This is a genomic window from Streptomyces sp. NPDC005811 (assembly GCF_040630405.1).
Classification (GTDB): Bacteria; Actinomycetota; Actinomycetes; order Streptomycetales; family Streptomycetaceae; genus Streptomyces.
In genome coordinates, this window is sequence record NZ_JBEXXK010000009.1 from 204450 (window position 1) to 229891 (window position 25442).

Genomic DNA, 25442 nt, shown 5'->3' on the forward strand with positions numbered 1-25442 from the left:
CGAGACTGGGGGCATGTCCCTTCACGAAAACCTTCTCGGGGGCCCGCCCCCGACCCATCTCCCCGACGAGCCGGAGCCCCGCGACCTCCTGGCGAACGGCACGGCGCCCGCCGACGTCGCCGCGAAGTACCCGACGTCCTCGCTGGCCTGGGCCCGCCTCGCGGACGACGCCTTCGAGCGGGGCTCGGTGGTGGAGTCGTACGCGTACGCCCGTACGGGGTACCACCGCGGTCTGGACGCCCTGCGCCGCAGCGGCTGGAAGGGCCACGGCCCGGTCCCCTGGGAGCACGAGCCGAACCGCGGCTTCCTGCGCGCCCTGCACGCCCTCGCCCGCGCCGCCCAGGCGATCGGCGAGCAGGAGGAGTACGAGCGCTGCTCGCAGTTCCTGAAGGACTCCTCCCCGACGGCGGCCCAGACCCTGGGCTAGCCCCTGCCGCGTCCCCTGGTGCACGGGCCCGTCCGTGATGCGGGCGGGCCTTGCGGGATCGGCTCCCGATGCGGAAGATGCGGGTGGGGACCGGGGCCCCCGTGTCGGCATCGGCAGGGGCGGACCGCTACCCGGAGTACAGCAGGAGACAGCGATGTCCCATGAGGCTCACGAAACTCAGGAGCCCGAGACTCCGCATCTCGACTTCGACGGCACCACCCCGTACGAGGACTACGTCAGGGCAGACGTTCTCACCCACCTCCAGCACACCCTCTCCGACGATCCCGGAGAGATGGTCTTCCTGGTCACGACCCAGGTCATGGAGCTGTGGTTCACGGTCATCGTCCACGAGTGGGAGACGGCGGCCGGCGCACTGCGCGCGGACGACGTGCAGGTCGCGATCGACGCGCTGAAGCGTTCCGTACGGGAGCTGGAGGCGCTGAACGCCTCCTGGCGGCCGCTCGCCCAGCTCACCCCCGCCCAGTTCAACTCCTACCGGGGTGCCCTCGGCGAGGGCTCCGGTTTCCAGTCGGCGATGTACCGGCGGATGGAGTTCCTCCTCGCCGAGAAGTCCGCGTCCATGCTGGTCCCCCACCGCGGCGCGCCCCGCGTCCACGCCGAGCTGGAGAAGGCGCTGCACGAGCCGTCCCTCTACGACGAGGTGCTGCGGCTGCTGGCCCGCCGGGGCCACCCCGTCCCGGACGCCGTCCTGACGCGGGACGTCTCGCAGCGCTACGAGCCCTCCGCCGAGGTCGAGGCCGTGTGGACCGCCCTGTACGCCGGTGACGGCTCCGACGAACTCGCCCGTCTCGGCGAGGCGTTGACCGATGTCGCCGAGCTGGTGTGGCGCTGGCGCAACGACCATCTGGTCGCCACCCGGCGCGCGATGGGCGCCAAGGCGGGCACCGGCGGCTCGGCCGGTGTGGCCTGGCTGGAGAAGCGCGCCCAGAAGAACGTCTTCCCGGAGCTGTGGACGGCGAGGTCGTATGTCTGACCTCGCCCTCAAGGCACGGGAGCTGGACTCCGGTGACCAACTGGCCGACAAGCGGGACGAGTTCGTCCTCGACGACGCCGTCTACCTCGACGGCAACTCGCTCGGCGCGCTGCCCGCCGCCGTCCCCGGACGCGTCGCGGACGTGGTCCGCCGGCAGTGGGGCGAGCTGCGCATCCGCTCCTGGGACGAGAGCGGCTGGTGGACCGCGCCCGAGCGGATCGGCGACCGGATCGCCCCGCTGGTGGGCGCGGCCGCCGGGCAGATCGTCGTGGGCGACTCGACCAGTGTCAACGTCTTCAAGGCACTGGTGGCCGCCGTGCGGATCGCGGGGGAGGGGCGCGACGAGATCCTCGTCGACGCGACCACCTTCCCCACGGACGGCTACCTCGCCGAGTCGGCGGCCCGGATGACCGGCCGCACGCTGCGTCCGGTCCTCCCCGCGCAGGTGCCGGACGCGCTGTCGGACCGTACGGCGGCCGTCCTGCTCAACCACGTCGACTACCGCACCGGCCGGCTGCACGACCTGCCCTCGCTCACCGCCGCCGTGCGCGCGGCGGGCGCGGTCTCCGTCTGGGACCTGTGCCACAGCGCGGGCGCCCTGCCCGTCGGACTGGACGAGCACGGCGTGGACCTCGCGGTCGGCTGCACCTACAAGTACCTGAACGGCGGCCCCGGTTCACCGGCGTACCTGTATGTGCGCGGCGGGCTCCAGGACCGCTTCGACTCCCCGCTGCCCGGCTGGAACTCGCACGCCGAGCCGTTCGGGATGCGCGGCGACTACGAACCGGCGGACGGCGCGGTGCGCGGCCGGGTCGGCACCCCGGACATCCTGTCCATGCTCGCCCTGGAGGCGGCACTCGACGTCTGGGAGGGCGTCTCGATCGAGACGGTCCGGGCCAAGTCCCTTTCCCTGACCGACTTCTTCCTGGAGTGCGTCGGGGAGTACGTCCCCGAGGGGCGCGTCGAGTCGCTGACTCCGGCGCGTCACGAGGAGCGCGGAAGCCAGGTGGCGCTGCGCTGCCCGGACGCCGGCGAGGTCATGCGGCAGCTGGTCGAGCGCGGGGTCGTCGGTGACTTCCGCCGCCCTGACGTGCTGCGATTCGGTTTCACCCCGCTGTACGTCGGCTTCGCGGACGTCGAGCGGGCGGCCCGTGTGCTGGGGGAGATCCTGGGCTGACGGACCTCGAACCCCTGTGCCGACCACCGGTGTGCTGAGTGAAGCCGGTGGTCGGCTGCGTATGGGGGTGGGGTGTGCGGCGGGTACGGAGACGGGGGCGAGGCGGTGCGTACAGAACCGTTTTCCCTCACCGAGCGTGACATCCGCGTGTCCGCGCACGTCACGGGCCTGATACCGTCCCCGCCAACGGCCGAAATTCTCACCTGGTCCGCCACCCCGTACCGTCCAAAACCGTTTCGTCGCTGAGAGGTTGGAGCATGCCGGACGACGTCGTCGCTGCCCGGGCCGTTGCCGAGGAGAAGTCGGCCTTCTCGCACCCGCCCGTCGACCCCGACGCCACCGCCGCGTACGGCGACCACCCCGACCAGGTGATCGACTTCTACGCCCCCAAGGTCCAGGTCGGTCCGGGCGGCCCCGTGCCCCTGGTCGTGGTGCTGCACGGGGGCGCGTGGCGGGCGCCGTACGACCGGCGGCACATCACGCCGTTCGCCGACTATCTGGCGCACCGCGGGTTCGCCGTGGCCAACGTGGAGTACCGGCGGGGCGCGGAGGGGGCGGCCGGGCAGGGCACACCCCCGGTCGCGGGGCGCTGGCCCGACACCTTCGACGACGTCGCCGCGGCCCTCGACGCGCTCCCCGCGCTCGCCCGGCAGGCGCTGCCCCAGGCCGACGCCCGCCGGACCGTGCTCACCGGCCACTCCGCGGGCGGCCACCTCGCGCTGTGGGCCGCGGCCCGGCACGTCCTGCCCGCCGACTCCGCCTGGCGCACCGCCGGATCCACCGCGCTGCGCGGGGTCGTCGCGCTCGCCCCGATCGCGGACTTCACGGTCGCGGAGAAGCTGGACGTGTGCGGGGGTGCGGCCCGGCAACTCCTGGGCGGCGAGGAGCTGTTCACCGAACGCCGGCCGTACGCCGACCCGGCCCTCCTGCTGCCGACCGGCATCGCGACGACCCTCGTCCAGGGCCGTACGGACCTGGTCGTGCCCCAGCCCGTCGCCGAGGCGTACGCGGACGCCGCGGCCAAGGCGGGCGAGGTGGTGGGGCTGACCCTGCTGGAGGACGTGGGCCACTTCCCGCTGATCGATCCGGTGGCGGACGCGTGTGCCGTGGTGGCGGAGGAGATCGCGCAACTGGCGTGGTGAGCGTGGTGCGCCACCCGGAGAGGGCGCGCCTGTCGTACCCGTAGTACCTGAGAGCTACGGCGGAGGACGGCTCCGCAGCGGGACGCGGACGACGCGCGCGCATCCGTAACTTCCAAGTCCGGCAGGCCCGATGACGGGCCGACGGGCACGGAGGGGTGGGCATCGGGTATGCGCGGGTGGGGGCGACGGAGTGCGGAGCGTGCACAGCCGCGTGAGCGGGCAGTGGGGCGCGGGCGGCGTCGGCTGCGGGTGCTGTCGGCCGCTCTGGTCACCGCCGCCGTGGTCGTCCCGCTCACCGCGGCGGCCCGGTCCGCCGTCCCCGCGCCCGCTCCGGCGCTCCTCGCCCCGCCGACGGCGGCGACCCTCGACGAGACCTACGCCGCGAACCGGGCCAACGCGGCCCTCGCGTCCCGGATGGCCGCGGCCCACGGCGACAGCCACCGCGCGGCGGCCGACCAGGACATGGCCGCCCCCTCGCGCACGTTCCTCGCCTTCGACGGCCGCGGCGAGGGCCGGGCCACGGAGGTGTTCGGGGACCTCGCCCACGCCGGCCGGGTCGCCGTCCTGATCCCGGGCTCCGACACCACCCTGGACACCTACGGCCGCTTCCGCGCGGGCGCCTCGGCACTGTACGAGCGGCTCTCCCACGAACACGGCGGCAGCCGCACGGCGGTGGTGGCCTGGCTCGGCTACACCACCCCGGCCACGGTCAGCACGACCGTCCTCACCCCGACCCGCGCCGAGGAAGCCGCCCCCCGGCTGCGGGAGTTCCTGCGCGAGCTGCGCGCCGTCACCGGCCCGGCCGCCCACGTCTCCCTCCTGTGCCACTCGTACGGCTCGGTCGTGTGCGGCCGTTCGGCCGCCCGCCTGGACGTGGACGACCTCGTCCTGCTCGGCAGCCCCGGCACCGGCGCGGACACGGCGGCCGGGCTGCACACCCGGGCGCGGGTCTGGGCGGCCCGGGGCGCCGACGACTGGGTGGCGCATGTGCCGCACGTCAGCGCCGACCTGTTCGGCACGACGGTCGGCTTCGGCACCGACCCGGTCTCCCCGGCCTTCGGCGCCCGCGTCTTCCGCGCAGGCGACGGCGGCCACAGCGACTACTTCTCCCCGGGCTCGGCCTCTCTGGCCAACCTCGCCCGGATCGTGCTCGGCGAGACGACGGAGGTGACCCGTGTCTGACATCCGCGCGACCTCGGGCGTACGGCGTGCCGCTGCCCGGATCCACGACGCCACACCCCCGCACCGCGACCGTGCCGTGGACGCCCTGCGGGCCCTGGCCATCCTCGGGGTGGTCCTCGGCCACTGGCTGGTGACCGCCCTCGTCGCCGACGGCGACACCCTGCGCGCGGCGAGCCCGCTCGGCACCATGCCCTGGCTGGCCCCCGTCTCCTGGGCGTTCCAGACGCTCGCGGTGTTCTTCATGGTGGGCGGCCATGTCGCGACCCGGGGCCTCGCCTCGGCCCGCGCCCGCGGCACGGCCTACGGCACCTGGCTGCGGGCCCGGCTGTCCCGGCTGTTCCTGCCGGTCACGGCGGTCCTGGCGGTGTGGGCGGTGACCACGGCGGGCCTGCTGCTCGGCGGCGCCTCCTTCGTCACCGTGCACACCGTGGTGAAGCTCGCGCTGTCCCCGCTGTGGTTCCTGCTGGTGTTCGCCGCGCTCACGGCCGCGACCCCGCTGCTGACCCGGCTCAGCCCGCTGTGGCCGCTGGCGGTCGTCCTCCACGTGGACCTGGTGCGGTTCGGCCTGGGCGGCCCGTCCTGGCTCGGCTGGGTGAACCTGGCCGCCGGCTGGCTGGTGCCGTACACCCTGGGCGCGGCCTGGTCCCGGGGCGAGCTGGAGCGCCCGCGCGCGGGCTGGACCCTGCTCCTCGGGGGCGCCGCGGCGACGGTGTTCCTGGTGGCCTTCGCCGGCTACCCGGCGTCGATGGTGGGCGTGCCCGGCGCGGCGGTCTCCAACCTAGACCCGCCGACCCTGGCCGCCGTCACCTTCGGCCTCGCCCAGTGCGGACTGGCCCTGCTGCTGCGCGGCCGGCTGCGCCGCGCGATGCGGCGGCCGGTGGCCTGGGCCGCGGTGGCGCTGGTCAACCTCTCCGCGATGACGGTGTTCCTGTGGCACCAGACGGCGATGATGGCGACCACCGCGACAGGCCTCCTGGCCGGCCGCCTCCCCGGTCTGCACACGCGGCCCGACGGCCTGGAGTGGGTCGCGGCCCGGCTGCTGTGGCTGCCGGTGTTCGCCCTGGTGCTGGGGGTGTGCCGGGCGGCGTTCCACGGCTTCGAGTCGGCGTCCGGGAGACCCGCCGCCGGACGGCGCGGGCGGACGCGTGTGGTGCGGGCCGGTGGGCCGCCGGAGCCTTCGGCCCTGCGCGAAGCGCACCGTGTCTAGGGTGGTGCGGACGAACGGGGTGGAGAAGGTGCTGACCAGGGTGCAGAACCGGGGGATCCGCGCACTGCGGACGCTGCGCGAGGACCTGTGGACGGCTGGGGCGGACCCGCTCCCGCCCTCCGTCTGGCTGCGCTGGCTGCCGCACGGGCTGGTCTGGCTGGTCGCGTTCGGCACCACGGTCGCCAACTTCGACCAGATGATCGACCGTTACCGGCTCGGTGTGCCGTACGGCACGGTGTGCGCGCTGGTGCAGGGAGTGGCGGTGGCGCTGGCGCTGTGGCGGCCGGTACCGGCGTGGTGGCTGTCCCTGACGGTCACGGTGGTGGCCGCGGTGGGCGCCCGCAGCGTGATGCTCGCCGACCTCGACTTCGATGCCCGGCAGTGGCCGTTGGGCACGCCCCGACCGGAAACGGCCACACACCTCCCCGGCTGGCCCTGGGGCCCGCCCGGGCTGATCGCGCACTGCCTGGTGCTGCTGCTGCTCGCGCTGCGGCTGCCCACCCGGGTCGCCGTCGAGGTGCTGGCCCTGACGGCACTCGCCACCTACCTGGTCCAAGGGGTCCTGGGCGGCGCGAGCTACACCCCGACCGGAGTGCTCGCGGTGATCCTGTTCGCCGCCGTCGTCCTCGTCGGCACCGCCCTGCGCGGCCGCCGCGTGGCCCGCACCCAGCTCGTCGAGCAGGCCGGCATCACCGCCGAGGAACGCGCCCGACGCACCCTCCTGGAGGAGCGCAACCGCATCGCGCGCGAGCTGCACGACGTGGTCGCCCACCACATGTCGGTCATCTCCATCCAGGCCCAGGTCGCCCCGCACCTGGTGGAGAACCCGTCCGAGGAACTCAAGGAGAACCTCGCCGGCATCCGGCAGAACGCGCTGGAGGCGCTCACCGAACTGCGCCGGGTGCTCGGCGTGCTGCGCTCGGAGAACCCCGAGGACCCCTACGGCCTCGGCGCGGCCGGCACCGGCAGCGCCCCGGACACCCCGCAGCCCACGCTCGACCGCCTCGACGCCCTCCTGGAGAACACCCGGGCGGCAGGGCTGGACGTCGCCGCCACCGTCGAGGGCGAGCCGCCCGCCTACTCACCGGGCGTGCAGCTGTCGGCGTACCGGATAGTCCAGGAGGCGCTGAGCAACGCCCTGCGGCACGCGCCGGGTTCCCAGGTCCGGGTCCAGGTCGTCCACCAGGCCCGGGGCCTGTCCCTGGAGGTCACCAACGGCCGCCCGGACGGCCCCGTCCGGCCCTCGCCCGGCGCGGGGCACGGCCTGCTCGGCATGCGGGAGCGGGCGGCGATGCTCGGCGGCCATGTCGTGGCCCATCCGACCCTGCAAGGCGGGTTCTCGGTCCTGGCGTTCCTCCCGAGGGACGGCGTCGCCGTCCCCGACCCGGACCCCGGGACCCTTGAGGACCTGGAACTCGTCTTCCCGGACGACCCGCCCCCGACGGGAGAATCCCCCGCAGGCGGTTCCCCGGCAGAAAAAGGTGAACGATGACGAGCGGTGGCACCATCCGCGTACTGATCGCCGACGACCAGCAGATGGTCCGGCAGGGCTTCACCGTGCTGCTCAACGCCCACCCCGGCATCGAGGTGATCGGGCAGGCGGTGAACGGTCTGGACGCCATCGCCCGGGTCGCCGAACTCGTCCCGGACGTCGTCCTGATGGACATCCGGATGCCCGAGCTCGGCGGGGTCGAGGCCACCCGCCACATCACCCTCGCGCACCCCGCCGTCAAGGTGCTGGTGCTCACCACCTTCGACCTCGACGAGTACGTGTACGAGGCGCTGTCCGCCGGGGCGTCCGGCTTCCTGCTGAAGGACGCCTCGGCGGACCAGCTCGCGGAGGCCGTCCGGGTCGTGGCGGCCGGCGACGCCCTGCTCGCCCCCGGCATCACCCGCAAGCTGATCGCCGAGTTCTCCAGGCTGAACAGCACCCCGCGACCCCCGCAGAAGGAGCGCGTCGGCGATCTCACCGAACGCGAGACGGAGGTGCTCGCCCTGATCGCGCAGGGCCTGTCCAACGCGGAGATCGCACGGCGACTCGTCGTCGCCGAGCAGACCGTGAAGACGCACGTGGGCCGCATCCTGGTGAAACTGGGCCTGCGGGACCGCACCCAGGCGGCGGTGTTCGCATACGAGTCGGGGCTGGTCCGGCCCTCCGGGTACTGAAACGGGCAGGCGGACCCGTAGTACTTGAGGGGGATGCGTCGGAACCCCCCTCCATGGTGACGACCGCGACCCCTCCGCCCGCCTACCGTTTTGACCGTGACCGAGACGACGCAGACCCATCTGCCGCCCCAGGACGACCCGTACGGCGCCTATCAGCCGAAGAGCCCGGAGGTCCGGGCGGCCATGGACGCGCTGCGCGGGATGAGGCACGACCTGTTCGACGATGTACTGGCCTACCGCCCGCTGCCCCCGAGGGAACCCACGGGCCGCTTCACGAGGGGACTGCGGGGCCGCCGACGGGAGTACGCGACCTACTCGCGGCACATCCTGGTCGGGGCGGCCGGCGCGGTGGCGGTGCTGGCCTCCGTGATGCCCGCCGGCGGCGACTCGGTGTCCGTGCTGAGCGGCCTGCTGGTCCTGGCGCCGGTACTGCTGACGCTGGTCCGGCCGGCCGCCGCGTTCTGGGCGTCGCTCGCCTCGACCACGGCGGTCGCCCTGCTCGGCGAGACGTACGGCAACTGGCCCTGGCTGCCGCCCAGTTTCATCTCCCACCTCGTCGTGCTCACGGTCGTGGCGATCCGCACCCGCCCGCGCACGGCCGCCTGGATGTGGCTGCTCACGGCCGTCTACGGCTTCCTCGCCGAGGCGGTCTTCGGCCGGTACCACTACGGCACGAACGTCGGACCCATGCTGATCACCTCCGCGCTGGTCCTGCTCGGCGTCACGGTCCGGCACATACGCCGGGAGGCCGAGGAGGAGGTGACGGCCCAGCAGACCGTGACCGCCCACGAGCGCTCCCGGCGCACCCTCCTGGAGGAGCGCACCACGATCGCCCGCGAGCTGCACGACGTGGTCGCCCACCACATGTCGGTGGTCGCCATCCAGGCGGAGGCCGCCCCCTACCGGGTGGAGAACCCGCCGGAGGAGCTGGAGAAGGCCTTCGTCACCATCCGGGAGAACGCGGTGGCGGCCCTCACCGAGCTGCGCCGGGTCCTGGGCGTGGTCCGCGCCGAGGACTACGAGGCGCCGGACGCCCCCCAGCCCACCCTCGCCGACCTGGACGCGCTCCTCGCCAATGTGCGCGAGACCGGCCTGGACGTCGAGAAGGTGATCACGGGCGCGGCCCGGGAACTCCCGCAGGGCGTGGAGCTGTCGGCGTACCGCATCGTCCAGGAGGCTCTGAGCAACACGCTGCGGCACGCCCCCGGGGCGAGCGCCCGGGTGGAGATCGGGTACGTGCTCGGCGGGCTGGGGCTGCGCGTGGTCAACGACCCGCCGCCCCATCCAGCCCTGGTGAAGCCCTCGCCCGGTACCGGGCACGGCATCACGGGGATGCGCGAGCGGGTGACCATGCTGAACGGCGAGATGACGGCGGAGCCGACCCCGGCCGGGGGCTACGAGGTGACGGTGTTCCTGCCCGTGCCGGCCGCGAGCGAGAGTGGCGCATGACGATCCGGGTGCTGATAGCCGACGACCAGATGATGGTCCGCGAGGGCTTCTCGGTCCTGCTGAACGCGATGCCGGACATCGAGGTCGTCGGCGAGGCGGTCAACGGCCGCGAGGCGGTGGACCGGGTCCGGGAGCTGTCCCCCGACGTGGTCCTGATGGACATCCGGATGCCCGAGCTGAACGGCATCGAGGCGACCCGGGAGATCGTGGCGGCGGACGGCACGGCGAAGGTCCTGGTGCTCACCACCTTCGACCTCGACGAGTACGTGTACCAGGCCCTGCGCGCGGGGGCCTCGGGCTTCCTCCTCAAGGACGCCTCGGCCCGCCAGCTCGCGGACGGGGTCCGTGTGGTGGCGGCCGGCGAGGCGCTGCTCGCCCCCTCCGTCACCAGGCGGCTGATCACCGAGTTCTCGAAGCTGTCGAACAACCCCGTGCTGCCCCGCGCCGCCCAGGCCGCCTACGGTGATCTGACCGACCGGGAGACGGAGGTCCTGGTGCTGATCGCGCAGGGACTGTCGAACGTCGAGATAGCGGGCCGGCTGGTCGTCGCGGAGTCCACCATCAAGACCCATGTGAGCAGGATCCTGGTCAAGCTGGGGCTGCGGGACCGGACGCAGGCGGCGGTGTTCGCGTACGAGGCGAGACTGGTGACACCGGGCTGACACGGGTCCGCTGGCTACCATGGCCGACCGAGAGCGAGAGCGAGAGAAGGGCAACGCATGTCCGGCGCTTCCGAGGCGCGTGGCGGCGCGGTGCGGGTACTGATCGTCGACGACGAGCCCGAGCTCACCGAGCTGCTGTCCGCGGCCGTGACCGAGGCGGGCTGGCGGCCCTTCGCGGCGGGCGACGGACGCGGCGCGCTGCGGCTGGCGCGGGACTGCGCCCCGCATGTCGTCGTCCTGGACGGAATGCTGCCGGACCTGGACGGGATCCAGGTGCTGCGCCGGCTCAGGAGCGAGAACCCGCGGCTGCCGGTGCTGATGCTCACCGCCCGTGACGCCCTGGAGCACCGGCTGGACGGACTGTCGTCCGGCGCGGACGACTACATCACCAAGCCGTTCTCGCTGGAGGAGGTCATGCTGCGGGTGCGCGGGCTGCTGCGCCGGGCCGGGCTGCCGGAGGACGCGGGCGACGGGTCGGTGCGGACCCTCGGGGACCTGGTGCTGGCCGAGCGGACCCGTGAGGTGCAGCGCGGCGGGACGCCGATCGCGCTGACGACCAAGGAGTTCGACCTGCTGCGGTTCCTCATGAGCCATCCGCACCAGGTGCTGAGCAAGGCGCAGATCCTGGACCATGTGTGGAACGCGTCGTTCGACGGCGAGGGGAACCTGGTCGAGGTCTACATCCACGGCCTCCGGGCGAAGATCGACAAAGGGCGGGTCCCGATGATCCGCACGGTCCGCGGGGTCGGGTACGCGATCCGGGCCGCGGACGACGGGGCATGAGGTTCCTCCGGCGCGCGGCGGGCTCCGGGGCCCGTCCGGGGTGGCGTTCGCTCCGGGTCCGGCTGGTGCTGTTCGTGTCCGTGACGCTGGCGGTGGTGTGCGCGGCGATGGCGCTCACCACGGTGTACGTGCAGCGGGTGTATCTGCTGGGGGACCTGGACCAGCGGGTCACGAACGCGGCGGAGCGCAGCCAGGGCGGACTGCAGCGCCGGACCGGCGGGGCCACGGACCTGGGGTTCCTCAACGAACGCGGGCAGCCCACCGGCACCCTGGCGGCGCGGTTCGCCGACGGGAAGGTCAACGCCGCCGAGGTGGTGACCGAGGACGGCCGTCAGCAGGTGCTCGGCGCCGCCCAGCGGGCCGCGCTGACGGGGATCGGCCCGGACGGCTCGCTGCACACCCGCACGATCCCCGGTCTGGGCACCTACCGGGTGACCGCGATCGGCGGCGACGGGGTCCCCGTGCTGGCCGGGCTCCCGATGGACGGGATCCAGCAGGTGATCGACCGGCTGGTGGTGCTCGAGTCGGTGATCGCGGGGGTCGGTCTGACGGCCGCGGCCTGCGCCTGCGCGGTGGTCATCCGGCGCCAGCTGCGTCCGCTCGGCCGGGTCGCGGCCACCGCCGCCGAGGTGGCCCGGGTGCCGCTGAACCGTGGCGAGGTCACGGACCTGGCGCGGGTCGCGGCCCGGGACACCGACCCCGGCACCGAGGCCGGCCAGGTGGGCGCGGTGCTCAACCGGCTGATCGACCATGTCGAGGCCTCGCTGGCCGAGCGCCAGGCCACCGAGCAGCGGATGCGCCGGTTCCTCACCGACGCCAGCCATGAACTGCGCACCCCGCTCGCCTCGATCGCGGGCTACGCCGAGTTCATGAACGGCGGCAGCACGACCATCGAGCCGGAGCTGGCCTGGCACCGGGTCTCGGCGCAGTCGGCGCGGATGACCGACCTCGTCGAGGATCTGCTGCTGCTCGCCCGGCTCGACGAGGGGCGGCCCCTGCGGCGGGCCGAGGTGAACATCGCGACGCTGGTGGCCGAGGCGGTGTGGGACGCGCAGGCCGCGGGCGGCGACCACGACTGGCAGCTCGCGCTGCGCCTGGACACCCCGGTGACGGTCGTCGCCGACCCGTCCCGGCTGCACCAGGTGATCGCCAACCTGCTGGCCAACGCCCGGATCCACACCCCGGCGGGCACGAAGACCACGGTGATCGTGGAGGCCGACACCGACCCGGACACCGCCTCCGGGAAAGCCCCGCACTGTGTCGTCCGCGTCCGGGACGACGGCCCCGGCATCCCGCCCGAGCTTCTTCCCACCGTCTTCGAGCGCTTCACCCGCGCCGACGCCTCGCGCTCCCGGGCGGCCGGTGCGCAGGGCGGTTCCGGGCTGGGCCTGGCGATCGCCGCGGCGATCACGGAGGCGCACGGCGGCCGGGTCGAGGTGGTGAGCGAGCCGGGGTGCACGGAGTTCTCGGTGACGCTCCCGCTCGGCGTGCGGGGGGTCTAGTGCGAGGAGTCTAAGGACTCTCACAGAACACCAGGTCAGACGCTGTTCCATGGCCTTCCGCAGGTCCCATTCGACGGGCTTGTCCCCAGTGCTTAAGGCCTGCCTAAGTTGGCTGCTCCAGAGTCTTCGGCAGGCGGCCGGTCCAGTCGGGGCGGGCTTCTGGAGAAGGGGATCAGGGACGATGACCGAGCTCGACACCGGTGAGCCGACGGCCCGCGAGCCGCAGTCCGAAGCCGGCGGCCGTGCTCACGCGAGCCGCCGCAACTTCATGCGCAAGGTGTTCTTCGCGTCCGGGGCCACGGCCGTCGCGACCATGGCCGGCGCGGGCGCCTGGGCGGCGATGGCGGACGACGCGACGCCGACCGCCGACGCCTCCGCCGCCCCGAGCGGCGCGCCCAGCGGCGGCCCGGGCGGCGGGGCCGGCGGACCGGGCAACCAGTCGATCACCGAGGACTTCTTCGGCCTCACCACCGACGGCAACCGGATCGACGACCTGTTCACGATCCACTCCACCAAGGTGGCCACCGCCCCGGTGATCTCCGCGGCGAACGCCTTCCTGGCCGGTCTCACCGACACCCAGAAGACCTCGACGCAGTTCACGGTCCACTCCACCGAGTGGCGGCTGTGGAGCAACATCGACTCCTACGAGCGCCAGGGTGTCTCCCTCGCCGATCTGAGCGACGACCAGAAGGCGCTGGGCACGGCCCTGCTGAAGGCGGCTCTGAGCGCGGACGGTCTGGAGACGACGGAGAAGATCCGGAAGATCAACCAGGCGGCCGGCGAGGCGATCGGCAACACGAACTCCTTCAACGAGGACGCCTACTACTGGACCGTGATGGGCACCCCCTCGGACAGCGAGCCCTGGGGTTTCCAGTTCGACGGCCACCACCTGGTGATCAACTACTTCGTGCTCGGCGACCAGGTCGTCATGAGCCCCTGCTTCTGGGGTTCGGAGCCGACCTCGATGGAGATCGACGGCGAGACGGTGACCGTCTGCCACGAGGAGGTCGTCGCCGGCCTCGCGTTCATCAACTCCCTCACCACCGCCCAGCAGGCCGTGGCGATCGAGTCGACGACCAAGTCCAACGAGTCGATGAAGGCGGGGGCGTTCTCCGACAACACCGTCCAGGCGTACACAGGCATCCGGGGCAACGCCCTGACCGCCGCGCAGAAGAAGAAGCTCCTCGGGATCGCCGAGGCGTTCGTGGGCCGCGCCAAGGCCGACGCCGCGAAGGTGCGCATGGCGGAGATCCGCAAGTACCTCGACGACACCTACGTCACCTGGGCCGGCGGCACCGGCGACGACGACGCCTTCTATGTGCGCGTCCACAGCCCGGTCGTCTGGATCGAGGTCGACTGCCAGGCCCCCGGCCCGCTGGCCGGCGCGTACGGCGCGACCCAGGGCAGCGGTGCCACCCAGAAGCACGTCCACTCGATCATCCGCACGCCCAACGGCAACGACTACGGAAGGGAGCTCCTCAGGCAGCACTACCTGACGTCGCCGCACCACCGGTGACCTCCCTCGCATGACAAACCGGGCCGGGGCCCCCGTCATTTCCCGGCCCGGTTTCCCCATGGCCCCGATCCGGGCCGCTCGGTAGGTTGTGCGCCATGACCGAGGGCGGGGAAGAGGGCGGGGAAGAGCGGGCGCGGCAGTGGTGCGGGTGCGCGTGGCCGCGGACGGACGTCCCGGCGCCGGCCGGGACCCGGATCCACACCGAACAGCAGGACACCTCGGCGCCGGGCTGGCTGCGGCTGCTCGACCTGGTCGAGGAGGCGGCCGCCGACGGGCGCGAGGAGTTCGCACCGCTGCGCGGACTCCCCTTCGAGCACCGGCAGCAGATCGTCACCCTCCCGCCGACCATCGCCGAACTGACGGCGGTACGGCATCTGATGCTCTACGGCAGCAACCTCGTCCGGATCCCGCCGGAGATCGGCGCCATGGAGAGCCTGGAGGAGTTCACCCCGTACACCTCCTACCGGCTGCACTGGTTCCCGTACGAACTGACCCGCTGCCGGAAGCTGCGCGACAGCACGGTCAGCACGCGCGCGCTGTACGGCAACTTCAAGAACCGCATGCCGTTCCCCGCCCTGCGCGCCCCGGCCCTGCCCGCCCGGGCGTGCAGCGTCTGCGCCGGGCCCCTGCCCCCGACGGGCCCCGAACAGCTCTGGATCTCCCTCGGCGTCGCCACGGACGTCCTGCCCCTCCTGGTCGACGCCTGCTCCCAGGCCTGCGTCGACGCGCTGCCCGCCCCCGCCGCCCACCACGTCCCCACGCCCCACCGGGGCGGCCCGTCGATCGCCCAGCCGCCCACCCGCTGACCTCACATCGGCAGGGACAGCAGCCGCACGGACCCGGAGGGCCAGGTCGCGTCCTCGGCCAGCGGCGTCCACATCGTGCGCAACGGCATGTCGACGGCGCCTCCCGGCTGCTCGACCCGCGTCCCGCCCGCCGACACCCGCCAGCCGAGACGCTCGTAGACGGGGACGAGCCGCGGCCAACAGAAGAGCAGCCCGAACTCCGCCCCGGTGCGGCGGGCGTGCTCCGTCGCGGCAGTCACCACCAGCCGGGCCAGCCCCTGCCCCCGGACCTCGGGCGCCACGACGACACCACCGAGGCCGGCCACCCGGACCGGGTCACCGTCCCCGGCCGACACCGATGTCTCCACCAGCCCCGCGTGCGCCACGAGCCGGCCGTCGTGCCGGACCCCGAAGTGCACGTCCTTGTCCCGCCAGATCAGGCCCGTCCCCGCGGTCCCGAAGGGGTCGGCGGCACGTCCGGTGATCTCGTCCCGGTCCGCCGGCGTGTACCGGGCGAGCCGGATGACGGACATCGGCATCACGGTCACCTCCTCTCGGTCGACTGACCATCGCCTCCCCACCCCGGCCGGGCGGCAACCCCTGGTCAGCAGGGCGATCAGCGGTTAGCGTCCGTGCATGGCAGCAGCTGACGACCTTCGTTTCGACCCCTGGGACACGGCGTTCCTCGCCGATCCCTACCCCGCCTACGCCGAGCTGCGGAAGCGGGGGCGGGTGATCCACTACGCGCCGACCGACCAGTGGCTCGTACCGCATCACGCGGATGTGTCGGCGCTGCTGCGGGACCGGCGGCTGGGGCGGACGTATCAGCACCGGTTCACCCACGAGGACTTCGGGCGGACGGAACCCCCGGCCGCGCACGAGCCGTTCCACACGCTCAACGACCACGGGATGCTGGACCTGGAACCGCCGGACCACACCCGGATCCGGCGGCTGGTGTCGAAGGCGTTCACCCCGCGCACGGTCGAGCAGCTCAAGCCGTACGTCACCCGGCTCGCCGGGGAGCTGGTGGACCGGCTGGTGGAGGCGGGCGGGGGCGATCTGCTCGGCGAGGTCGCCGAGCCGCTGCCCGTCGCCGTGATCGCCGAGATGCTCGGGATACCGGAGGCCGACCGCGCGCCGCTGCGGCCCTGGTCGGCGGACATCTGCGGGATGTACGAGCTGAACCCGTCCGAGGACACCGCCGCGCGGGCGGTCAAGGCATCCGTCGAGTTCTCCGCCTATCTGCGGGAGCTCATCGCCGCCCGCCGCGAGGAACCCGGCGACGACCTGATCTCCGGGCTGATCGCCGCGCACGACGAGGGCGACCGGCTCACCGAGCAGGAGATGATCTCCACCGCCGTGCTGCTGCTCAACGCGGGGCACGAGGCGACCGTCAACGCCACCGTCAACGGCTGGTCGGCCCTCTTCCACAACCCCGGGCAGCTCGCCGCGCTCCGCGCCGACCACACGCTCGTCCCCGCCGCCGTCGAGGAGCTGATGCGGTACGACACCCCGCTCCAGCTCTTCGAGCGGTGGGTGCTGGACGACATCGAGATCGACGGGACGACGATCCCCCGGGGCGCCGAGGTCGCCCTGCTCTTCGGCTCCGCCAACCACGACCCGGAGGTGTTCGCGCACCCCGAACGGCTGGACCTCACCCGGACGGAGAACCCGCACATCTCGTTCTCCGCCGGCATCCACTACTGCATCGGCGCGCCCCTGGCTCGGATCGAACTGGCCGCCTCGATGACGGCCCTCCTGGAGAAGGCCCCGACACTGGCGCTCGCGGAGGAACCCAAGCGCAAGCCGAACTTCGTGATCCGTGGCTTGGAGGGCCTGAGCGTCACCCTCTGACCTGCCCTGACCTGACCCGCCTCAGCGGCGCCCGGCGAGTCGGCTGATCACCGCCCACAGGACCAGCCCCGCCGCCGTTCCGGCCAGCAGGGCGAGCGGCAGTTCCGCGTAGAGGACGCTCAGGTCGGGGGCCTGCTCGAACCGCCAGAGCCGGGAGCGTACGCCGACCGACCACACGGCGAGACCCGCCCCCGCCCCGAGGCCAGCGCTCAGACATCCGGCGGCCGCCTGCGTACGTTGCCCCATGACCACCAGGGACGCGCGCGGACTCCTGCGGGGTTCCGGGGCACTGAGGGGTCCTGGGGCGGCGCTCCGCTCCCGGGGTGGGCTCAGGTGGTCATGTCTCGGTGTCGGAGACCTGCCAGCCCCCCGGTCACCAGCGTCGCCGCCAGGGCCGTCAGCAGGGTCGGCGGGAACCAGGTCATCTCGCCGCCGGGCAGCTTGGGGAGGTGGCCGAAGGGGGAGAGGTCCAGGACGAGTTGCGGGGCGTCCAGGGCCGGGCCGATCCAGCCGATGAGCAGGACCGCGACCGCCACCCCCCACGCGGCGGGCGCCAGCCGGGGGGCCATGCCGTACAGCAGGACCGCGAGGCCGCCGACCACCCACACCGCCGGGAGCTGCACCAGGCACGCGGCCAGGATGGGGGCCGCTTCCTTGCCGTAGCCGGCGATGAAACCGAGGCCCGCGAGCAGCATGATCAGGGCCGAGCCGCCGAAGGCGATCAGCAGATGGCCGCCCGCCCAGCGCAGCCGGCCCACCGCGTTCGCGAGGACCGGTTCCGCCCGGCCCGAGGTCTCCTCGCCGTTCAGCCGCAGCACCGAGGCGACCACGTACAGGGAGGCGATCAGGCCCAGCATGCCGATCATCGCCGCGAGGAACGCGTCGGTCAGTCCCGACTGGCCGCCCATCCGTTCGAAGATCTCGCGCGCCTTGGCGTTGTCGGCGACGAGGTCGGCCGCGCCGTCCGTCAGCCCGCCGTAGACGACCCCGGCGAGGAAGAAGCCGACGCCCCAGCCCACCACCGCGCCCCGTTGCAGGCGCAGGGCCAGCGCGCCCGCCGAGGCCAGCCGGCCGGAGACGGGTCCCGGGCGGGTCGGCAGGAAGCTCATGCCGACGTCCCGGCGCCCCGCCAGCCCGTAGGCCACGGCCGCCTGGACGGCCACCGCGCACGCGAACAGGCCCAGCACCCACCACCGTTCGCCCGCGAACGCCCGCAGGTTCTCCAGCCAGCCCAGCGGGGACACCCACGTCAGCACCGAGGAGCCCCCATCGGTCGCCGAGTCGCCCGCCGCCCGCAGGACGAAGGCCGCGCCCAGCACCGCCGCCGTCAGCCCCCGGGCCAGCCGCGCGCTCTCGGTGAGCTGCGCGACGATCGCCGCCATGGTGGCGAACACCATCCCGACCCCGCCCAGCCCGAGGCCGAACGCGACCGCCCCCGCCACCCCCTGCCCGGCCAGGCCCACCGCCACCAGCAGCGCGAGGACCCCGCTCGCGACCCCCGCCGCGAGCAGCGCCGCCGTCAGCGAGGCCCGCCGGCCGACCGCGCCGGACGCGATCAGCTCCTGCCGCCCGCTCTCCTCCTCGTCCCGGGTGTGCCGTACGACGATCAGCAGGGCGGTGACGGCGGCGAGCGCACCGGCGTAGACGCCGACCCGCCAGGCGGTGAGCGCGCCGAGGGAGTCGTCGAAGACGGGGCCGATCAGCGCGCGCAGGGAGGCGTTCGTGTGGAGCTGACGGAGCAGGTCGGCCCGGTCGGCGGGGGTGCCGTAGAGGCTCTTCAGGGTGTTCGGCATGGTGAGCACCATCAGGCTGTTCACCGCCACCCAGACGGGGATCAGCACCCGGTCGCGGCGGAGCGCGAAGCGCACCAGGACGCCGGTGCCGGTGAGCGTGGTCATCGGGCCGCCACCTCGTCGGCCGCGGCGCCCGCCTCGTCCTGGTAGTGGCGCAGGAAGAGTTCCTCCAGGGTCGGCGGGGTCGAGGTCAGCGACCGTACGCCGGAGTCCGTCAACGACCGCAGGACGGCGTCGAGTTTGTCGGTGTCGACCTGGAGGCGGACCCTCCTGCCCCGGACGTCGACGTCGTGGACGCCGGGGAGGGCGGCCAACCCGTTCGGCGGGCCCGCGAGCTCGGCCGTGACGCTGGTCCGGGTCAGATGGCGCAGGTCGGCGAGCGAACCGCTCTCCACCGTGCGGCCCTTGCGGATGATGCTGACCCGGTCGCACAGCTCCTCGACCTCGCTGAAGATGTGGGACGACAGCAGGACCGTCCGGCCCCGGTCCCGCTCCTCCTCCACACAGCGCCGGAAGACCTCCTCCATCAGTGGGTCCAGGCCCGAGGTCGGCTCGTCCAGGATGAGCAGGTCGACGTCCGAGGCGAACGCGGCGACCAGGGCGACCTTCTGCCGGTTGCCCTTGGAGTAGGTCCGGCCCTTCTTGGTGGGGTCCAGCTCGAAGCGGTCGATCAGGCCGGCGCGGCGGGCGGGATCCAGACCGCCATGCAACCGGCCGTAGAGGTCGATGACCTCGCCGCCGGAGAGGTTGCGCCAGAGGGTGACGTCCCCGGGGACGTACGCGATCCTGCGGTGCACCTCGACGGCGTCCGCCCACGGGTCGCGGCCGAGGATCCGGGCCGCGCCGGAGTCGGCGCGCAGCAGGCCGAGCAGGACGCGGATGGCGGTGGACTTGCCGGCGCCGTTCGGGCCGAGGAAGCCGTGCACCTCGCCCCGCTCGACCTCCAGGTCGAGGCCGTCGAGCGCGTGGGTGCGGCCGAAGGACTTGTGCAGTCCGGACACCGTGATGGCCTTCGCCTTCGTCATGCCTCCGAACGTACGCTTCTTTCAGAAATTTGTGAAGTTAAGGAAGAGAGTGAAGCGACGTTAGGATGGGGTGATGGGAGCGATGGAGCGCATGGGCGGGACAGGCCGGACAGGCCGGACAGGCCGGGACGCGGAGGCCGTGTCGAGGTTCGTGGAGACGTTCGCGGCCCAGCTGGTCGAGGCCGGGATGCAGCGCATGGCCGCCCGTGTCTTCGCCGCGCTGCTCTCCTCCGACGAGGGCGCGATGTCCTCCGCCGAACTCGCCGAACAGCTCAGGATCAGCCCCGCCGGGGTCTCCGGCGCCGTGCGCTATCTGTCCCAGGCGCACATGGTGGCGCGCGAGCGGGAGCCGGGCTCGCGCCGCGAGCGCTACCGGGTGCACGGCGACCAGTGGTACGCGGCCCTGACCAACCGGGACGCCGTCATCCGACGCTGGGAGGGCGCCCTGCGCGAGGGCGTCGAGAGCCTCGGCCCCGACACCCCCGCCGGCCTGCGCATGGCCGAGACCCTCGCCTTCTTCGAGTTCATCGAGGGCGAGCTGCTGACCATGATGGAACGCTGGCGCGTCCACCGCGAACAGCTCTTCGGCGACTGACCGGGGTCTGGCCGGGGTCAGCGCTCCTTGGTCTCCTCCAGGACCGTCCGGCCCAGCAGCAGGTAGCGGTCGGGCGAGCGCCGCTTGAGGTACTGCGCGTAGCCGATGCCCGCCACCGCGATCAGGGCGACCAGCCACGGGGTCGCCTTCAGCACCAGCGAACCCGACTCCGTACCGGCCGCGGCGCCCATGTTGGACACCAGCAGCGCCACCACCGCGAGCATGGCGATCCCGCCGGTCAGCGGGGCGGCGAAGGTGCGGAACCAGTGCCGGCTCTCGGGGTGGTGCGAGCGGAAGTACACCAGCACGGCGAACGAGCACACCGCCTGCACGACCAGGATCGCCATGGTGCCGAGGATCGCGAGCAGGACGTACGTCCCGGTGTACGGGTCCTTGCCGGCGGCCCAGAACGCGCCGATCAGGACCGCCGAGACGATCGTCTGGACGAGGCCCGCGATGTGCGGGGAGCCGTGCCGGGCGTGGGTGCGGCCCACCGTGCGCTGGAGCGAGGGCAGGACGCCCTCCCGGCCCAGGGCGTACATGTAGCGGGCCGCGCAGTTGTGGAAGGCCATACCGCAGGCGAGCGAGCCGGTGATCATCAGCCACTGCATGACGACGACCGCCCAGTGGCCGACGTACTGCTCGGTGGGGCCGAAGAACAGGGCCAGCGGGTCGTCGGTGGCGACCTTCACGGCCTGCGACTCGCCCGTGCCGGTGATCGCCATCCAGGAGACGAAGACATAGAAGACGCCGACGCCGAGGACGGAGATCATCGTCGCCCTGGGGATGATCCTCTTCGGGTTGCGGGACTCCTCGCCGTACATCGCCGTCGACTCGAAGCCGACCCACGACCAGAAGGCGAAGAACAGCCCGAGGCCGGCCGAGGTGCCCTTGAAGGCGTTCACCGGGTTCACCGGGTCGAGGCTGAAGCCGTCGGGGCCGCCGCCGTGCAGGGCGACCGAGACCGCCATCGCGGCGAGGATCGTCACCTCGGTGGCCAGCAGCACGACCAGCAGCTTCTCGGCGACCGAGACGCCGAACCAGGTGCCGGTGGCGTTGACCGCGAGCATCAGGACGGCGAACGCCCACCACGGGATGTGCAGTCCCGTCTGGTCCTTCAGGGTCGTGGTGGCGAAGGTCGAGAAGATGCCGATCAGCGCCGGCTCGAACACGACGTACGCGAAGGTCGCGAGCAGCCCGGAGGCGAGGCCGACCGTGCGGCCGAGGCCGTAGGAGATGAAGCCGTAGAAGGCGCCCGTGGAGGTGATGTGCTTCGCCATCGAGGTGAAGCCCACGGAAAAGATCGCCAGGACGACCATTGCGACGAGATAGCTCGCCGGGGCGCCGATGCCGTTCCCGGCGGACACCATGAAGGGCACGTTGCCCGTCATCGCGGTGATCGGCGCGGCTGTCGCGACGGCCATGAAGACCACGCCCAGCAGGCCCACGGCATTGGGTTTGAGCCGGTGAACCGTGCCTGGGTCGCTCGTCCGCGCCGCCGGGGCGATGCCCTCGTCCACTGCCATCGGGTGGCCCCTCTCCGGGTGTCGTCCATGGGTGTGCTGGACCGGAACTCTTCAGTCCGAATGAGTCGGTCAGGGGGGTCGAAGCGTTAAATGTATGTCAACCAGACCTTTGGAACCTTTGGAAATCCGCGGGAAACACCGGGCTCACACCGGACTCGTACGGTCGCCGCCATGAGCGTCTACACGACCGTCCTCGGCGGCGAGCGGCACCGCTTCGGCTCCCTCGCCCGCCTCCTCGCCGCCGCGAGCCCGGAACGCTCCGGCGACCGCCTGGCCGGCCTCGCGGCCCGTACCGCCAGGGAGCGGGTCGCGGCGCGCTGGGCCCTCGCGGACGTCCCCCTGACCGACTTCCTCACCGAACCCCTGATCCCGTACGAGGACGACGACGTCACCCGGCTCATCCTCGACACCCACCAGCGGGCCGCCTTCGCGCCGGTCGCGTCGATGACCGTCGGGGAACTGCGGGAATGGCTGCTGTCCGAGGCCGCGGACACGGCCGCGCTGACCGCGCTGGCGCCGGGCCTGACCCCGGAGATGGCCGCCGCGGTGTCGAAGCTGATGGGCAACGCGGACCTGGTCGCGGTCGCGCGCAAGGTGCGGGTGGTGACCGCCTTCCGCTCCACGATCGGGCTGCCCGGCCGCCTCGCGACCCGCCTCCAGCCCAACCACCCCACGGACGACCCCGCGGGCGTCGCCGCCGCCCTCCTGGACGGTCTGCTGCTGGGCTCCGGCGACGCGGTGATCGGCATCAACCCGGCGACCGACAGCCCGAGGGCCGTACGCGACCTGCTGGAGCTGCTCGACGGCGTGATCGGCCGCTACGCCATCCCCACCCAGTCCTGCGTCCTGAGCCATGTCACGACGACCGTCGGCCTGATGGAGCGCGGGGCGCCCGTCGACCTCGTCTTCCAGTCCATCGCGGGCACCCAGGCCGCCAACGCCTCCTTCGGCGTCACCCTCGGCCTGCTCGACGAGGCGTACGAGGCCGCCCTCGCCCTGGGGCGGGGGACCGCCGGGCGGAACGTCATGTACTTCGAGACCGGCCAGGGCAGCGCCCTCTCCGCCGACGCGCACCACGGAGTCGACCAGCAGACGGTCGAGGCACGGGCGTACGCGGTCGCCCGCCGCTACGAACCGCTCCTGGTGAACACGGTCGTCGGCTTCATCGGCCCCGAGTACCTCTACGACGGCCGGCAGATCCTCCGCGCCGCCCTGGAGGACCACTTCTGCGGCAAGCTCCTCGGCCTGCCCATGGGCCTGGACATCTGCTACACCAACCACGCCGACGCGGACGACGACGACATCGCGACCATGCTCACCATGCTCGGCGTGGCCGGGGCGTCCTTCGTGATCTGCACGCCCGGCGGCGACGACATCATGCTCAACTACCAGTCGGCCTCGTACCACGACGCGCTCTATCTGCGGGAGGTGCTGGGGCTGCGACCGGCGCCGGAGTTCGAGGCCTGGCTGGACTCGATCGGGCTGCTGGACGACCGTGGCGGCATCCGCGAGATCTCCGGTACGGCCCACCCCTTGACGGCGATCGGACGGGAGCTCGCGGCATGACGGACGTCACCCTGGCCAACGGTGAGCTGTGGCCCGCCCTGCGCCGCCGCACCCAGGCCCGGATCGGCCTCGGCCGGGCCGGCGCCGCGCTGCCCACCCGGCACCGGCTGGAACTCCAGGCCGCGCACGCGGCAGCCCGGGACGCGGTGCACGCGCCGTTCGACCCGGACACCGTGGCCGCCGCGCTGCCGGGCCTGCCGACGGTACGGGTCCGCAGCGCCGCCCGCGACCGGCTCACCTACCTCCAGCGGCCCGACCTGGGCCGCCGGCTGGAGGCCGTGGACCGGGCGCATCTCCCGGTCGGCGACTGGGACGTCGTCCTCGTCGTCGCGGACGGGCTCTCCAGCCGGGCGGTGCACGAGCACGCGGCGGCGATGGTGCGGGCGACGGTGGAGCGGCTGCCCGGCTGGAACGTGGCCCCCGTGATCCTCGCCGAACAGGCCCGCGTGGCCCTCGGCGACGACGTGGCGACGGCGATGGGCGCGACAGCGGTGGTCGTCCTCGTCGGCGAACGCCCCGGCATGTCGGCGGCGGACTCCCTGGGCGCGTACCTGACCCACCGCCCCGTGCCCGGCGTCACGACCGACGCCGACCGCAACTGCCTGTCCAACATCCGGCCACCGCTGGGGCTCGACTACGAGACGGCGGCGGGGAAGCTGGCGGCGCTGCTGGGGAGGGCGCGGGAGCTGGGGATCTCCGGGGTGGGGCTCAAGGACGAGACCGACGCCGCGGACGGGGCGGAGGCGCTGCGCTGAGCCGAGCCGGGACGGCGGTCGTGCGACGGCGGTCATACGCAGCAACCGGACACCACAAACGGGCGAACACTCCCGCGGGACGGGACCTTTCGGTCCGGCCGAGGAACGTTCTTCGGCATGCGAGACATCTTCACGATCCGGCGCCGGTTCGGCGCAGCCGTCGCCGCGTTCGTCGCGGCCGCCACGGTGGGCGGCGGTGCCGCCGCGCTGCCCGCCGAAGCGGCTCCGGCCGCCCTGGGCAAGGTTCTGCGGGAGAACTCCCCGACCGGCATCGACAACAGTTACCTCGTCGTCCTGAAGCAGTCGGCCCGGTTCAGGGCGGCCTCCCCCAAGGGCACCCAGCTGGCCGCCAAGTACGGCGCCAGGGTGGACAAGGCCTACAGCTCGGCGGTGAACGGCTATGCCGTCAGTGTCAGCGCGGCCGGGGCGAGGAGCTTCGCGGAGGACCCGTCCGTCGCGTTCGTCGAGAAGAACCAGCGGCTCTCCCTCGACGCGACCCAGACCGACCCGCCCTGGGGACTGGACCGGATCGACCAGGCCGCGCTCCCGCTCAGCCGGTCGTACACCTACCCGGACTCGGCGGGCGGCGCTGCCACGGTGTACGTCATCGACACCGGGGTCCGCATCACGCACCAGCAGATCGCCGGGCGCGCGGTCTACGGCTACGACGCGGTCGACGGGGACAACGTCGCCGCCGACGGACACGGCCACGGCACCCATGTGGCCACGACGATCGCCGGCACCACGTACGGAGCGGCGAAGGCCACCAAGATCGTGGCGGTGCGCGTGCTCGGCAACGACGGCTCCGGTACGACCTCGGGTGTCATCGCGGGCGTGGACTGGGTCACCGCGCACCGGGTCCGTCCCGCGGTCGCCAACATGTCGCTCGGCGGCGGCGCCAGCACCGCGCTGGACACCGCGGTGAACAACTCCATCGCCTCCGGCGTCACGTACACCGTCGCCGCCGGCAACTCGAACGCGAACGCGTCCGGGAGCTCACCGGCCCGCGTGAGCGCCGCGATCACCGTCGGGGCCACCACCAACACCGACTACCGGGCCAGTTACTCCAACTACGGGTCGGTCCTGGACCTGTTCGCCCCCGGATCGTCGATCACGGCCGGCTGGTACACCAGCGACACCGCCACGGCCACCCTGTCCGGCACCTCGATGGCGGCTCCGCATGTCGCCGGTGCCGCGGCCGTCTACCTCACCGCCCACCCCACCGCCGGCCCGGCGGACGTCCGCAACGCCCTCGTCGCCGGAGCGACGAACGGTGTCCTGCACAGCGTCGGCCTCGGCTCCCCCAACCGACTCCTCAGGGTCGTGCCCTGACCGG

General features: G+C 73.0%; 24 protein-coding genes. 19 read left to right on the plus strand and 5 right to left on the minus strand.

The annotated features are described in order from the left end of the window. Positions 1-13 precede the first annotated feature (13 nt). The 14 genes from ABZ490_RS12750 to ABZ490_RS12815 all read left to right on the plus strand — a co-directional run bounded on the left by ABZ490_RS12750 (position 14) and on the right by ABZ490_RS12815 (position 15013). On the plus strand, positions 14-427 hold the full coding sequence (locus tag ABZ490_RS12750; protein WP_358988456.1) for a DUF3151 domain-containing protein: 414 nt from the start codon (positions 14-16) through the stop codon (positions 425-427). Between the two features lie 154 nt (positions 428-581). Then, positions 582-1421 (plus strand): tryptophan 2,3-dioxygenase family protein, encoded by an 840-nt coding sequence (locus ABZ490_RS12755; RefSeq protein ID WP_358988458.1) that lies wholly within the window; start codon positions 582-584, stop codon positions 1419-1421. Next, positions 1414-2598: a kynureninase gene (gene kynU / locus ABZ490_RS12760; RefSeq protein ID WP_358988460.1), complete on the plus strand. Its 1185-nt coding sequence runs from the start codon at positions 1414-1416 to the stop codon at positions 2596-2598. The genes ABZ490_RS12755 and kynU overlap by 8 nt, the downstream gene beginning before the upstream one ends. A gap of 257 nt (positions 2599-2855) precedes the next feature. Next, complete coding sequence (locus tag ABZ490_RS12765; protein WP_358988462.1) at positions 2856-3740, plus strand: alpha/beta hydrolase; 885 nt, start codon at positions 2856-2858, stop codon at positions 3738-3740. Positions 3741-3962: 222 nt separating this feature from the next. After that, positions 3963-4922, plus strand: coding sequence for an alpha/beta hydrolase (locus ABZ490_RS12770; RefSeq protein ID WP_358988465.1), 960 nt, complete (start codon positions 3963-3965; stop codon positions 4920-4922). Beyond that, the gene (locus ABZ490_RS12775; protein WP_358988467.1) at positions 4915-6129 is read left to right on the plus strand and encodes an acyltransferase; all 1215 of its coding nucleotides are present in this window, start codon (positions 4915-4917) and stop codon (positions 6127-6129) included. The genes ABZ490_RS12770 and ABZ490_RS12775 overlap by 8 nt, the downstream gene beginning before the upstream one ends. Before the next feature lie 4 nt (positions 6130-6133). Then, the gene (locus ABZ490_RS12780) at positions 6134-7621 is read left to right on the plus strand and encodes a sensor histidine kinase (RefSeq protein ID WP_358988530.1); all 1488 of its coding nucleotides are present in this window, start codon (positions 6134-6136) and stop codon (positions 7619-7621) included. Beyond that, positions 7618-8295 carry a response regulator transcription factor gene (locus ABZ490_RS12785; protein WP_358988469.1) on the plus strand — a complete coding sequence of 226 codons (678 nt, stop codon included), beginning with the start codon at positions 7618-7620 and terminating at the stop codon, positions 8293-8295. The genes ABZ490_RS12780 and ABZ490_RS12785 overlap by 4 nt, the downstream gene beginning before the upstream one ends. Before the next feature lie 96 nt (positions 8296-8391). Next, complete coding sequence (locus ABZ490_RS12790) at positions 8392-9744, plus strand: histidine kinase (protein WP_358988471.1); 1353 nt, start codon at positions 8392-8394, stop codon at positions 9742-9744. Beyond that, positions 9741-10406 carry a response regulator transcription factor gene (locus tag ABZ490_RS12795; protein ID WP_358988473.1) on the plus strand — a complete coding sequence of 222 codons (666 nt, stop codon included), beginning with the start codon at positions 9741-9743 and terminating at the stop codon, positions 10404-10406. Before ABZ490_RS12790 ends, ABZ490_RS12795 begins: the two co-directional genes overlap by 4 nt. A gap of 57 nt (positions 10407-10463) precedes the next feature. Beyond that, complete coding sequence (locus tag ABZ490_RS12800; protein WP_358988475.1) at positions 10464-11189, plus strand: response regulator transcription factor; 726 nt, start codon at positions 10464-10466, stop codon at positions 11187-11189. Then, complete coding sequence (locus ABZ490_RS12805; protein WP_358988476.1) at positions 11186-12691, plus strand: ATP-binding protein; 1506 nt, start codon at positions 11186-11188, stop codon at positions 12689-12691. The genes ABZ490_RS12800 and ABZ490_RS12805 overlap by 4 nt, the downstream gene beginning before the upstream one ends. Positions 12692-12872: 181 nt before the next feature. Next, complete coding sequence (locus ABZ490_RS12810) at positions 12873-14207, plus strand: DUF3500 domain-containing protein (protein WP_358988478.1); 1335 nt, start codon at positions 12873-12875, stop codon at positions 14205-14207. A 95-nt stretch (positions 14208-14302) separates the two neighbouring features. Next, positions 14303-15013 carry a leucine-rich repeat domain-containing protein gene (locus tag ABZ490_RS12815; RefSeq protein ID WP_358988480.1) on the plus strand — a complete coding sequence of 237 codons (711 nt, stop codon included), beginning with the start codon at positions 14303-14305 and terminating at the stop codon, positions 15011-15013. 2 nt (positions 15014-15015) lie between these two features. On the opposite strand, the gene ABZ490_RS12820 is transcribed toward ABZ490_RS12815, so the two are convergent. Next, entirely contained in the window at positions 15016-15531 is a 516-nt protein-coding gene (locus tag ABZ490_RS12820) for a GNAT family N-acetyltransferase (protein ID WP_358988482.1), read from the minus strand. Positions 15532-15628: 97 nt separating this feature from the next. On the opposite strand from ABZ490_RS12820, the gene ABZ490_RS12825 reads away from it, so the two are divergent. Continuing rightward, positions 15629-16846: a cytochrome P450 gene (locus ABZ490_RS12825; RefSeq protein ID WP_358988484.1), complete on the plus strand. Its 1218-nt coding sequence runs from the start codon at positions 15629-15631 to the stop codon at positions 16844-16846. A gap of 21 nt (positions 16847-16867) precedes the next feature. Here ABZ490_RS12825 and ABZ490_RS12830 read toward each other — a convergent pair whose 3' ends face one another. The 3 genes from ABZ490_RS12830 to ABZ490_RS12840 form a co-directional block, all read right to left on the minus strand. Continuing rightward, positions 16868-17092, minus strand: coding sequence for a hypothetical protein (locus tag ABZ490_RS12830; RefSeq protein WP_358988486.1), 225 nt, complete (start codon positions 17090-17092; stop codon positions 16868-16870). Positions 17093-17175: 83 nt separating this feature from the next. Then, the gene (locus ABZ490_RS12835) at positions 17176-18744 is read right to left on the minus strand and encodes an ABC transporter permease (protein ID WP_358988488.1); all 1569 of its coding nucleotides are present in this window, start codon (positions 18742-18744) and stop codon (positions 17176-17178) included. Further along, positions 18741-19664, minus strand: coding sequence for an ABC transporter ATP-binding protein (locus ABZ490_RS12840; RefSeq protein WP_358988490.1), 924 nt, complete (start codon positions 19662-19664; stop codon positions 18741-18743). Before ABZ490_RS12840 ends, ABZ490_RS12835 begins: the two co-directional genes overlap by 4 nt. 73 nt (positions 19665-19737) lie before the next feature. Here ABZ490_RS12840 and ABZ490_RS12845 point away from each other — a divergent pair, with 73 nt between their 5' ends. Continuing rightward, positions 19738-20259, plus strand: a complete 522-nt coding sequence (locus ABZ490_RS12845) for a MarR family transcriptional regulator (protein ID WP_358988492.1) — start codon at positions 19738-19740, stop codon at positions 20257-20259. 17 nt (positions 20260-20276) lie between these two features. Here ABZ490_RS12845 and ABZ490_RS12850 read toward each other — a convergent pair whose 3' ends face one another. Beyond that, the gene (locus ABZ490_RS12850) at positions 20277-21785 is read right to left on the minus strand and encodes an APC family permease (protein ID WP_358988494.1); all 1509 of its coding nucleotides are present in this window, start codon (positions 21783-21785) and stop codon (positions 20277-20279) included. 171 nt (positions 21786-21956) lie between these two features. Here ABZ490_RS12850 and ABZ490_RS12855 point away from each other — a divergent pair, with 171 nt between their 5' ends. From ABZ490_RS12855 to ABZ490_RS12865, 3 genes are all read left to right on the plus strand, one after another. Beyond that, a complete protein-coding gene (locus tag ABZ490_RS12855) occupies positions 21957-23351 on the plus strand; it encodes an ethanolamine ammonia-lyase subunit EutB (protein ID WP_358988496.1) in 1395 nt (464 codons plus the stop codon). After that, positions 23348-24106 carry an ethanolamine ammonia-lyase subunit EutC gene (gene eutC / locus ABZ490_RS12860; RefSeq protein WP_358988498.1) on the plus strand — a complete coding sequence of 253 codons (759 nt, stop codon included), beginning with the start codon at positions 23348-23350 and terminating at the stop codon, positions 24104-24106. Before ABZ490_RS12855 ends, eutC begins: the two co-directional genes overlap by 4 nt. 117 nt (positions 24107-24223) lie before the next feature. After that, entirely contained in the window at positions 24224-25438 is a 1215-nt protein-coding gene (locus tag ABZ490_RS12865; protein ID WP_358988500.1) for a S8 family serine peptidase, read from the plus strand. Positions 25439-25442 lie beyond the last annotated feature (4 nt).

Coding starts and splice junctions, on each gene's coding strand:
- ABZ490_RS12805 (WP_358988476.1), top strand. CDS start 11,186: ATGAGGTTCCTCCGGCGCGCGGCGGGCTCCGGGGCCCGTCCGGGGTGG.
- ABZ490_RS12820 (WP_358988482.1), bottom strand. CDS start 15,531: ATGCCGATGTCCGTCATCCGGCTCGCCCGGTACACGCCGGCGGACCGG.
- ABZ490_RS12865 (WP_358988500.1), top strand. CDS start 24,224: ATGCGAGACATCTTCACGATCCGGCGCCGGTTCGGCGCAGCCGTCGCC.
- ABZ490_RS12830 (WP_358988486.1), bottom strand. CDS start 17,092: ATGGGGCAACGTACGCAGGCGGCCGCCGGATGTCTGAGCGCTGGCCTC.
- ABZ490_RS12845 (WP_358988492.1), top strand. CDS start 19,738: ATGGGAGCGATGGAGCGCATGGGCGGGACAGGCCGGACAGGCCGGACA.
- ABZ490_RS12755 (WP_358988458.1), top strand. CDS start 582: ATGTCCCATGAGGCTCACGAAACTCAGGAGCCCGAGACTCCGCATCTC.
- ABZ490_RS12795 (WP_358988473.1), top strand. CDS start 9,741: ATGACGATCCGGGTGCTGATAGCCGACGACCAGATGATGGTCCGCGAG.
- ABZ490_RS12835 (WP_358988488.1), bottom strand. CDS start 18,744: ATGACCACGCTCACCGGCACCGGCGTCCTGGTGCGCTTCGCGCTCCGC.
- ABZ490_RS12750 (WP_358988456.1), top strand. CDS start 14: ATGTCCCTTCACGAAAACCTTCTCGGGGGCCCGCCCCCGACCCATCTC.
- ABZ490_RS12850 (WP_358988494.1), bottom strand. CDS start 21,785: ATGGCAGTGGACGAGGGCATCGCCCCGGCGGCGCGGACGAGCGACCCA.
- ABZ490_RS12855 (WP_358988496.1), top strand. CDS start 21,957: ATGAGCGTCTACACGACCGTCCTCGGCGGCGAGCGGCACCGCTTCGGC.
- ABZ490_RS12785 (WP_358988469.1), top strand. CDS start 7,618: ATGACGAGCGGTGGCACCATCCGCGTACTGATCGCCGACGACCAGCAG.
- eutC (WP_358988498.1), top strand. CDS start 23,348: ATGACGGACGTCACCCTGGCCAACGGTGAGCTGTGGCCCGCCCTGCGC.
- ABZ490_RS12800 (WP_358988475.1), top strand. CDS start 10,464: ATGTCCGGCGCTTCCGAGGCGCGTGGCGGCGCGGTGCGGGTACTGATC.
- ABZ490_RS12810 (WP_358988478.1), top strand. CDS start 12,873: ATGACCGAGCTCGACACCGGTGAGCCGACGGCCCGCGAGCCGCAGTCC.
- ABZ490_RS12825 (WP_358988484.1), top strand. CDS start 15,629: ATGGCAGCAGCTGACGACCTTCGTTTCGACCCCTGGGACACGGCGTTC.
- ABZ490_RS12840 (WP_358988490.1), bottom strand. CDS start 19,664: ATGACGAAGGCGAAGGCCATCACGGTGTCCGGACTGCACAAGTCCTTC.
- ABZ490_RS12765 (WP_358988462.1), top strand. CDS start 2,856: ATGCCGGACGACGTCGTCGCTGCCCGGGCCGTTGCCGAGGAGAAGTCG.
- kynU (WP_358988460.1), top strand. CDS start 1,414: ATGTCTGACCTCGCCCTCAAGGCACGGGAGCTGGACTCCGGTGACCAA.
- ABZ490_RS12815 (WP_358988480.1), top strand. CDS start 14,303: ATGACCGAGGGCGGGGAAGAGGGCGGGGAAGAGCGGGCGCGGCAGTGG.